Origin of the sequence: Prevotella sp. TCVGH (assembly GCF_023522295.1) — a bacterium.
Classification (GTDB): Bacteria; Bacteroidota; Bacteroidia; order Bacteroidales; family Bacteroidaceae; genus Prevotella; species Prevotella timonensis.
Genome location: NZ_QFFX01000080.1, coordinates 1 through 9,470 on the forward strand (window position 1 = coordinate 1; position 9,470 = coordinate 9,470).

Sequence of the window (9,470 nt, forward strand, 5' to 3'; positions counted from 1 at the left end):
AATATATAAATGGAACAAAGGTAATGATTTACAAGTAGTTGAAACGTTTTTATGCACATTTTTGTCACATTAGCCAAAGTTCCAGCTTTTTGTTCTCTTTCATAATCATTTGGTTTTCAATCGTGAATAATAAATGTTTGGTAATTACTTCCTTTTTATGCGTGTTGCAATGGCACGTTCTGCCGTGCTATCGACTCACAATAACCTTCAAATACAGTATGCTCCCTGTCTGTGAGTGCAGTCATATCCTCCTGTATCTTATGGTCGGTTATCTTTCCGTAGATTTGTGTCGTACCGATATTGCTGTGTCCGAGCATCTTGCTGAGCGTTTCCATAGAGATACCATTGGAAAGGCAAATCGTGGTTGAGAATGTGTGCCGAGCCATGTGAAAGGTCAAGCCCTTCTCTATCTGGCATATCTGCCCGATGTTCACACACGCAAAGGATGCTTTCCTTATTGTAAGATTGGGGAATATCAAGTCATCCGCTTTCTTGTCCTTTATATAGAGCGAAAGGATTTGTTTGGCAATGGGCAGAAGTGGGATAATCGCTTCCACATTGGTTTTCTGCCTTTTGATTCGGATTTCCTCCGTGCCGTCAGCATTATGGGTGATATGCTTCGGTTTGAGCCGTTGCATATCCACACGAGCCAAACCGGTGAAGGCGCAGAAAATGAAGAGTTGCCTTGCTCGCTCGAACTGTTTGTCAATGATGGGCGTTTGCAGGACCCTCTGCAATTCCTCCGTAGTGAGATACCTGCGTGTTCGGTGTGGTAGTTCCGCCTTGTAGTCCGCAAACGGATCGATGCGGATATATTTCTTCTGCTGGCCGATGCCGATGAGTTTCCTAAGGAAGATGACCGCTACCTGAATAGTGGCAAGAGAAAGATTGCGCTCTGATTTAAGGTAGAAGTCCAGCCCCTCGATAAAACCATAGTCCAACAGAGAGTAGCGGATATCCTCCAGCCCTAAGCGTTCACGCAGATAGGACTTAATGAGCTGCGCTGCATAGATGTAATTAGCAAAGGTAGGCTTGGCAATCGTCAGTCCTACGCATGGACGCTTTTCCTCAATAAATAGTCGGGCTTCCTCCAAAAGAAAGCCTTTGGGATTGTCCTCTTCCATGAGTTCACGTTTCAACAACTCGGCAGTGATATAGCCACGTTGCCAAACTAATTCTTGATACTTCGCTTTGGCTTGTTCCTCTTTGCTTTGTAAATAGCGGTTGATTTCCTTTGTCTCTTCGCCTATACCCTTGCATCGTCCCTTATGGCTGTCCCAAAGTTCAGGAGCAATCTCCTTGCCCGTGCTGTATTGTACTTGTTCTCCGTCTATGGTGATGCGCCCCATAATCGGGCAGCTGCCGTTCTTTTTCTCTTTGGAGCGGTTGATATAAAAGAGTGTCTTGAATGTACTTCGTGCCATAATGTCAAAGTTTTAAGGTGAATGTATCTTGTATTCGCTGCTGTATCGCTTGCATATCCCGATGGATTCTTTCGGAGGAAACCGCTGCATATACCTGTGTTGTTCTCAGGTTGGTGTGTCCGAGCATACGGCTCACCGTTTCGATAGGAACGCCTGCCGAGAGCGTGATAAGCGAAGCAAAGGTATGGCGAGCCATGTGGAAGGTCAGCGGAGTCTCCATGCCGATGTTTCGTTGTATGTAGTGCATACCATTGAGGACAATGTCGGTGGTCGGCACGTCAAAGACAAAGCCTGCCCTTATCCCTCTATAACGATTCATGATAGTCAGCGCAGGGGGAAGCACCTGTACACGATACGGGGTCTTGGTCTTCATGCGTCTGCCCTTGATGCAGAGTTCGCCCTCTTCCAATAGGATGTTTTCCTCTCTGAGATTGCGCACGTCAGAGATAGCCAGTCCTGAAAAGCAGGAGAAGACGAACAAATCACGGACAATGCGGTAGTTTTCCCACTCAATCTCCAAGTCAATTATATTTTGTAGTTCGTCTTGCGTAATGCTTCTCGGTTCGCCCTTTGGTCGCTCGTAACTGTAGCCCAAGAACGGATAGAAGTCCAGCACACCTTTCTTCACCGCCATGCGGACGATGGTCTGCAAAGTAGACAAGGTACTCGATATGCTACTGCGTTTCAGCTTTCGGTCAATGGTGAGATAATACTCGAAGCCCTCGATAAATGCTTTGTCCAGCTGTGAGAGTGGAATATCACTTACCTTGTGCTTCTTCCGCACATACTCACGGAGCAGGGAGAGTTGGTAGGTACGGAGTTTGAACGTCTTTAAGGCTCGATCGATGCCTATGCGCTCCTTAGTCTGTGTGAGATACTCCCCGAAACTCTCCAAGAGCAGGGCTTGGCGGTGGACTTGCCCCTGATAGGCATCCCTCACGTCTGTGGCGGTAAAAGTTTCTTCCCTTTCATAGAGTTCGTGAAAGCGTGCGTGGATGAGTGCGGTGCATTCACCGAGTTTCTGATTGACGGACACCGCCATTGCACTCTTTCCAATGAGCCGTTGCTTACGGCTGTCCCAAAGAGCGAGCGGAGTCTTACACTTGGTGGAGAAGCCCGAATGGGTTCTGCCAACGGAGATGCGCCCAATGACAGGCACAAGTCCTTTCTTGTCGGTTCGTTTCGCCTGAACGAAGAACGATACTTTGAGTTTGTTTTCCTTCATTTTTCTGTCGTTTTTTCTAAATTTCCTTTGTTTGCAAAGGTACAGATGAACAAGTATTCCCAAGCGATGCAGAAAAATGAAAGATGATGAATAAAAACCTATGACACAATTGTTTACATTCAATTCGTAACCCCTTTTTGCTTTTTCACGGGTGGGTTACGATTTGGTAACGGAACTCCTGCCGTTTGATGCTCGTTTTCGCTTACCCTTAAAATAGTAAGAAAATGCTAAATGATACTATTTCAAATAGTTACATTCCTTTCTTTTCCCTCTGTTTCCCTTGATTCTTAACAACTGATTATGCCCGCAAGATGAGCCTTGATTTACGCATGATTGACGAAAATGCTTACTCAGATCATATCGACAACAAGGCGAGCCATTGTGCGAAGTTGCTCAACGACTATTACCAAAAGTACGATGCACAGAAAGGAACGCAGTTCGTGTTCTCTGATTTAGGTACTTACAAGCCTGGCGGAGAGTTCAACATCTATTCTGAAATCAAGAGAAAGTTGGTAGAGGATTATCATATTCCATCCTATGAAATACGCTTCATTCAGGAATGCAAGAATGAGAAAGCCAAGAAAGCGATGGTGGATGCGATGAACCGTGGCGACATCCGCATTATCTTCGGTTCTACATCCATGTTGGGCACAGGTGTGAACGCACAGCAGCGGGCAGTAGCGGTCCATCAACTTGACACGCCGTGGCGACCGTCAGACCTTGAGCAACGCAATGGGCGTGCCATCCGAAAAGGAAATCTTATCGCCAAGGAGTTTGCGGACAACAAGGTCGATGTCATCATCTATGCCGTAGAGCGTTCCTTGGATAGCTATAAGTTCAATCTGTTGCACAACAAACAGCTCTTTATCAACCAGCTAAAAACAAACACTTTGGGTAGCCGTACCATTGATGAGGGAAGTATGGACGAGGACAGCGGAATGAACTTCTCAGAATATGTAGCCGTACTTTCAGGCAACACCGACCTTTTGGAAAAAGCGAGGCTTGACAAGAAGATTACCACCTTGGAATCCGAGCGCAAGAACTTCCTCCGTGAGCGTGATGCAGCGACGGGCAAGCTGGCAGAGATTGAGAGTTCCGTGTCCTTCCATTCCGACAAGATTAAGGAAGCTAAAGCTGACTTGGCTTGCTTTGAGCAGCGTGTGGAACGGGACAAGGAGGGACTGCCCGTCAATAAACTGACAATCAAAGGTGTAGAGGACAGCACCGACATAAAGGTCATCGCCGCCCGTCTGCATGAGATAGAGGAAAAGGCTCGTACCAAGAGCGAGTACAACAAAATTGGCGAGGTTTACGGCTTTTCCATCATGGTCAAGACGGAGAGCACTTCCAAGGACTTGTTCGACTGCTCGGTGAACCGCTTCTTTGTCAAGGGACAGGAAAGCATCTACTATACCTATAATAACGGTAAGTTAGCGGCAGACCCGAAACTTGCCTGTGAGAACTTCGTAAATGCCTTGGAGCGTATCCCTAAGGTGATAGAGTCGCATGAGAAGGAAATGGCAAAGGCAGCAGTCAACAAAGACGTTTACACAAATATTGCCAACGGCTTATGGAAGAAAGAGGACGAACTGCGTGCGCTCAAGGGGGAGGCAGCGGAATTGGACAGAAAGATTGCGCTTACGCTTGCACCGCCGGAGGAGGAAAAAGAGGATATAGGGCAAGAGGCACAGCATGGTGCCATACAGCAAAGTAAATCAGTAGATGATATATCAGAATCCCGTTCTTATAAGAATTCATTCTCAAAAAACACAGACAACATACCTTTGCCCACATCTCCCAAGAACAATAGTCAGCAGAATGTATCCGATAACAATGACATTACGAGCAAAGTTATTATCTCAAAACCAAAGTGGAAGATGTAGAATGTCTTATTGTATCGAAAAGCGCCAAGTACTTGAAATAAAGTGTTTGACGCTTTTGAGAAACCGTATCAGAGAATTTGACTGATTCATTGTATCATTTCTATTCTGACAACAGAGCTGTCGTCATCTATCAATGTTGGAGGTGTCTGCTCTTTATGGTGAAAACAATGGGGAATATCATGAACTTTGTAATAGCCATCACTACAAAGCAGCAGAGAATCACCCATGTTCAATGGCAAACGTTGAACCTGAATAGGGTTTCTAAAACCTCTTCCCGCAATGCAAGTTGTCAGATAAGTGTCTGCTCCTTGCATAATGGTATCATCGTTTGTTAGTTGAGTTACTTCTCCTTGTTTGTCTCGATAGTATAGGCGCACATCTCCCAAAGATGTGTAGAAGAGCATAGCATCACTGATATATACAAGAAGTAAAGCCGCACCCATCTTGGATTTCTTCTCCTTGCAAAAAGCAGCCAAACGCTCATCTGCATATTTGATGCTTCTGAGGATATGTTCCGTACAATCAATTATATCGGTTTTTACAAAATATTCTAAGATAGCTTCGCAAACAATTTTTGAAGCACTTTCCGGCAACGACAAACCACCCATCCCATCTGCAAGTAGAATGAGTGTTGCTCCATTTGGCAATTCTCGTTGGAGAATGTAATCTCCATTTTCTTTACCAGCCGGAAAACTTAAGCTTTCAATCTGAATCTTCATCATGCAAAACTTTATCAAATACGGCAATCATTTTTTGAAATGCGAGGAGCAGTTTCTCATAAGAAAAAACACTGCTACTATCTATAACCTGTTGTATCAGCCTGCTATTTTCTCTTTTCTCTATCTCATTCCGCAGACATTGCTTATAGTGGGAAAGATGCTCTTTTGATAGAAATCCGACAATGTCATAAGCAAGCCAATAAGCTCCGACAACAATCTCATCAAAGTCTTCCCAATCATACACTTCTGCATGCAAGTTCCTATTCAAGTTAGCAATGAAATAGTTTTCCAGAATGAATGCCATATCTACGGCATCTTTATTCGTTTGAATATTCCTGTCTAACCAAGCATTGAACTTCAATACAAATAATCCATGCAACGATGCTATCTTGATGTCGAATTCATTGTCAATCGTTACGGTAATAGCATCACTCAGCACATCAGCAAACCCCTTAACGGACATAGCTATATCCTCCTCAGGAGGCCAGTATATGTATCCATCTTCTCTTTCTATATCTCCGTATGGTACTATGTCCATTTCGTAGTCGCCATCATAGAACCGTTGATACATCTGTCCGTCTTTTTGAAACCCTTGTGCTAATAATGCCCGCTTAATCTCTTCGAATGCATCCCAATCGGGAATGGCTATGGCGAGGTCTAAATCCCTCGTCTTTCTCCCTGAACTTATACCTACTAACTGCCGAATTAAAATATCTCGCGCAGTAGCCCCGATAACAAAGAAATCCTGCCCAATCTCAGCAAAACAATGACTGACTTTTCTTAGCAGTTCAACCAACAGGGGGTTGCCAATCTTCTTACTGGAAATCTGAAAGTTCATCTTTTAATAATTTATTTGCAGCTTCAATACAACGGCTGTCTCCGCTACTTACTAAATCGGCATATATCAAAATGCAGGGCATTACATCGCCTTTCCAAAACTTCTGATATACATAAATAACTCCTTCGGTAGTCCGTATTGCGCCGGTCTTCATCAGATTGGAGAAAGGTGTCTCTGTATAGAGTTCAAAAAGTTCCGGAGTAAGGTAACCATTCAATAAATTAGATGCACACTCTCCACCCCATAACATACCATTTGGCAATGCTATTTCTTCCCATTTTTCTTTTTGTTCTGGTGTGCGAAAATCCAGCTGCTTCAACAGCAACTTAGGCTTTAATATCTGATGATAGTTTTCCGACCATAAATCAAGCAAAAGACGACGTTTTTTCAGAACTCTTTTCTTCTGAGTTACGAGAATAAACTTACGGACTTTCAATTCATCAATCACATTTTTGACAGTACCTATCGAAACTCCACTATACTCCTTGATTTCCCGAAAAGATTTGCCCACATTCTCAGGAGCTTGCAAGAGATAAAAGATTACCTTCAGGCCTGCTTCTTGGAATATAGGATAGTTTTTATTGTTATTCACAGGGGCTTTCTCCCCTGTGTGAGAAAGGTGGAATATCACTTTCCTGCCCTTCGTGTACTGTATATTGTAGTTACCTGCCGTGTCAGCAAAGTTAAGTTCCATTTTACGCAAAGTTCCATAGACAGATGGCTGTACATATCTTGCAACCAATATGACAGGTTCCTTGTAAGTCCCCATACAGCTCTTTGATTTTTCTTCAATGCGCAGGATATTTGTTCCATTTATCTCATTTTCAACAAGGCATCGGAACTCTATGCCCATAATTCTGACGTATTGTTCCATCGAAGGCGTTTCCGGCTGAAGCGCATCGATTATGACACCTTGAGAATCCTCCCACTGTCTCCTTATCGCACTGACCGCCTGATCTATAATCTGTATTCCATACATATCTTGTTCAATATTTATAGTCGTTCAATAGGATTGAACGCTGCAAAGATAGTGAACAAAAATCAAACTGCAAATTTTTTCGTTCATTATTTAAGCTTGTTCAACAAAATTGAACAAGCTTAAATAATGAACGGATGCCTACCTTTTCCCTTGTTTCCGTAGCATTTCATCTATCTCTTTCCGAAGGAAAAGTAATCTGCCATTGGCTTTAAGATAAGGAATTTTTCCAGCCCAAACCAAGTGGTAGAGTATCTTAACTATTAAAGTTCTTCTCTATTTTCATCTTCCCACCGCTCGAAAAAATGTTTTGCACTTGTTGAGTTTACTTCTTCATCATCAATCCAGTCGTCTACTCCGACTTCCATCCTCGGATTCTCACTTGGAGAAGTTGCTGCCAGTACAGGTTCGCCCATTTCAAAAATCGTAATTTTTGGTGCTATATATTTCTTCTTTATCTGATTGTTTATTTCTATTTTTTTTGTTTCCATCTTTTTACATTTTAAGAATTAAAATTTAAATACAGGACGTATAAAACAGCCTCCCAGTGCAGTTCGGTGCCATTGTAAGTACTGCTTACCCTTAATATCATATAACCACAAAAATGATGAGTTTGAATTCTCGGAAACATTAATCCAATAACGGGATGGTTGCCAATCGTAATACGGTGGTAGGTATCCTATAAAACAATCATGATAAACCTCGTCTTCACCATACCGTTCTGTTGATTCCATAAAATCATTAAGTCTTCCATAGTCCCACGGTTGGGTTGTATAATGTGGTTTATTACTATATTTAGTACCGCCAAAAGCATCAAATATTAAATCAAAGTCTTTGAATCTTGGCACAAACCATTGGGCCCAAGATGGTGCTACTTTCTGATATTCAGAAAGGTATGTGTCTGCTTTCTCCAATTCCTCTATTAAAAACAAGTTAGTCCTGTCCGGGCTTTTTAGATTTCGCAAAGATATGGCAAGTCCATGTTTGCTATAAGGTGCAGGGCCGTTACCATTATCACTTATATATGCAATCATGGCAACGGGTTTCTCACCTGCATTGTCTGCTTCTTCACAAGTGGAGAAAATATTGCCAGCATCGGATATCACCCAACCAAGTTTAGGCTCTTGGAGTGTTGTATTTTGGTCTGGGTAGCCAATAAAGTCATCCGTAATGGTAATCGTGTATTTGTATCTTTTTCCTGCTTTCAAATCAGCTTTGAAAGGAAAATAAGTAATGCCATAACTATTGTAGGCGCCAACAACATATTGACCTGTGCTATGGTCATAAATTTTACATTTCACCCATGCATAGGAATAAACGTTTTGTGCGTCATTCTCACCAATAGCCTTATTAATGTCTGCAATACTAACGCCTGACTTGGGATTCCACGGTTGATGATTCAACGGAACTAAAAAAATGTCTTTGCTGGCATTAAGATATGATTTATCTGCTTTTTCAAAGTTGTCTATATCAAATGAATATTCGCCAAGTCCTAAATAATCCCTTGCCATGCGTGTTTGAACCGCCCCATTTCCCAGCATTGTAAACTCTGCTTCATGATACACCCCCTTTAAGCCGATTTGCTTGATGTCCATGATTTCAAGATTGTTTGACATATTGGAAATTCCAAACTTGATTTGTGAAAGGAGGTGATGGAATTGTAATTTTACGGTACCATGATTTGCTTGTTTATATTCATCTGATTCGAAAGCTGCCATATAATCCTCGTTTCCTCCCGAATATACACCAAGGCTTACCTCGTGGTTGCTCCATACATCTATTTCCGGTCTGCTTCCAAAATTATTGGGAGAGTTGACCGCAACAAAATGCAGGGATTCATTTTCCAACCATCTCTTTCTCTTATTCTCGTCTTTATATGAGAATTTGCCATTACCTTGATTGACTATTTCTACATTATCCATATATGGTTCTTCTTCTCCTGGGTCGTCAAGGAACGCATACACATAAAAGTTTTTCAACTTCTTGACATAGTTTTGAGAGTCAAACGCTGTACGCGTATGAGTTTGATTGGTCTCTGCAACAGAAAAGTTGATAAAGTCAGAAGGAGATGCTACATTGGATACAACTTGTTCTTCATCAGAACAAGATACCATTCCCAACAGGATAAAGACTAATAACACCACAGCAGGTGAATTTGATAATTTTCGTAATTTCATAAGTTTCTTTTTTATTGTTATTGAATTGTCATAACGATTAAAGTTTGATTGAGTGAAAGGGAAAGTTTGTTCTTCTTCATTCCTCCCGTTTTCGTACCATTTCATCTATCTCCTTACGTAAAAACAACAAACGTCCATTGGCCTTGAGATGAGGAATTTTCCCTGCCCACACCCAGTTGTAGATGGTCTTTTGTTCCACTTTGAGTATCTTGGACACATCTATGATAT

9 protein-coding genes and 1 pseudogene are annotated in these 9,470 nt (G+C 42.3%); 1 reads left to right on the plus strand and 9 read right to left on the minus strand.

Going from position 1 to position 9,470, the window contains the following annotated elements; all coding sequences use genetic code 11:
- Positions 1 to 155: 155 nt before the first annotated feature.
- Both DEM91_RS11140 and DEM91_RS11145 read right to left on the minus strand, forming a co-directional pair.
- On the minus strand, positions 156 to 1,424 hold the full coding sequence (locus tag DEM91_RS11140) for a site-specific integrase (protein WP_249858975.1): 1,269 nt from the start codon (positions 1,422 to 1,424) through the stop codon (positions 156 to 158).
- A gap of 4 nt (positions 1,425 to 1,428) precedes the next feature.
- A complete protein-coding gene (locus tag DEM91_RS11145) occupies positions 1,429 to 2,649 on the minus strand; it encodes a site-specific integrase (RefSeq protein WP_249858976.1) in 1,221 nt (406 codons plus the stop codon).
- Positions 2,650 to 2,981: 332 nt separating this feature from the next.
- Between DEM91_RS11145 and DEM91_RS11150 the strand changes: the two genes are divergently transcribed.
- On the plus strand, positions 2,982 to 4,532 hold the full coding sequence (locus DEM91_RS11150; RefSeq protein WP_249858980.1) for a helicase-related protein: 1,551 nt from the start codon (positions 2,982 to 2,984) through the stop codon (positions 4,530 to 4,532).
- An 86-nt stretch (positions 4,533 to 4,618) separates the two neighbouring features.
- On the opposite strand, the gene DEM91_RS11155 is transcribed toward DEM91_RS11150, so the two are convergent.
- The 7 genes and pseudogenes from DEM91_RS11155 to DEM91_RS11185 all read right to left on the minus strand — a co-directional run.
- Positions 4,619 to 5,251: a PP2C family protein-serine/threonine phosphatase gene (locus DEM91_RS11155; protein WP_249858977.1), complete on the minus strand. Its 633-nt coding sequence runs from the start codon at positions 5,249 to 5,251 to the stop codon at positions 4,619 to 4,621.
- Positions 5,235 to 6,089, minus strand: coding sequence for a nucleotidyl transferase AbiEii/AbiGii toxin family protein (locus DEM91_RS11160; RefSeq protein WP_195254168.1), 855 nt, complete (start codon positions 6,087 to 6,089; stop codon positions 5,235 to 5,237). Before DEM91_RS11160 ends, DEM91_RS11155 begins: the two co-directional genes overlap by 17 nt.
- The gene (locus DEM91_RS11165) at positions 6,067 to 7,068 is read right to left on the minus strand and encodes a type IV toxin-antitoxin system AbiEi family antitoxin (protein WP_195254169.1); all 1,002 of its coding nucleotides are present in this window, start codon (positions 7,066 to 7,068) and stop codon (positions 6,067 to 6,069) included. The genes DEM91_RS11160 and DEM91_RS11165 overlap by 23 nt, the downstream gene beginning before the upstream one ends.
- Before the next feature lie 138 nt (positions 7,069 to 7,206).
- A pseudogene (locus DEM91_RS11170) lies at positions 7,207 to 7,323 on the minus strand (helix-turn-helix domain-containing protein); the annotation flags it as partial.
- A 5-nt stretch (positions 7,324 to 7,328) separates the two neighbouring features.
- Positions 7,329 to 7,556: a hypothetical protein gene (locus tag DEM91_RS11175; RefSeq protein WP_249858978.1), complete on the minus strand. Its 228-nt coding sequence runs from the start codon at positions 7,554 to 7,556 to the stop codon at positions 7,329 to 7,331.
- Between the two features lie 18 nt (positions 7,557 to 7,574).
- Positions 7,575 to 9,242, minus strand: a complete 1,668-nt coding sequence (locus DEM91_RS11180; RefSeq protein WP_249858979.1) for a fimbrillin family protein — start codon at positions 9,240 to 9,242, stop codon at positions 7,575 to 7,577.
- A gap of 76 nt (positions 9,243 to 9,318) precedes the next feature.
- On the minus strand, positions 9,319 to 9,470 hold a 152-nt coding region (locus DEM91_RS11185; RefSeq protein ID WP_249858981.1), incomplete at its 5' end, for a helix-turn-helix domain-containing protein.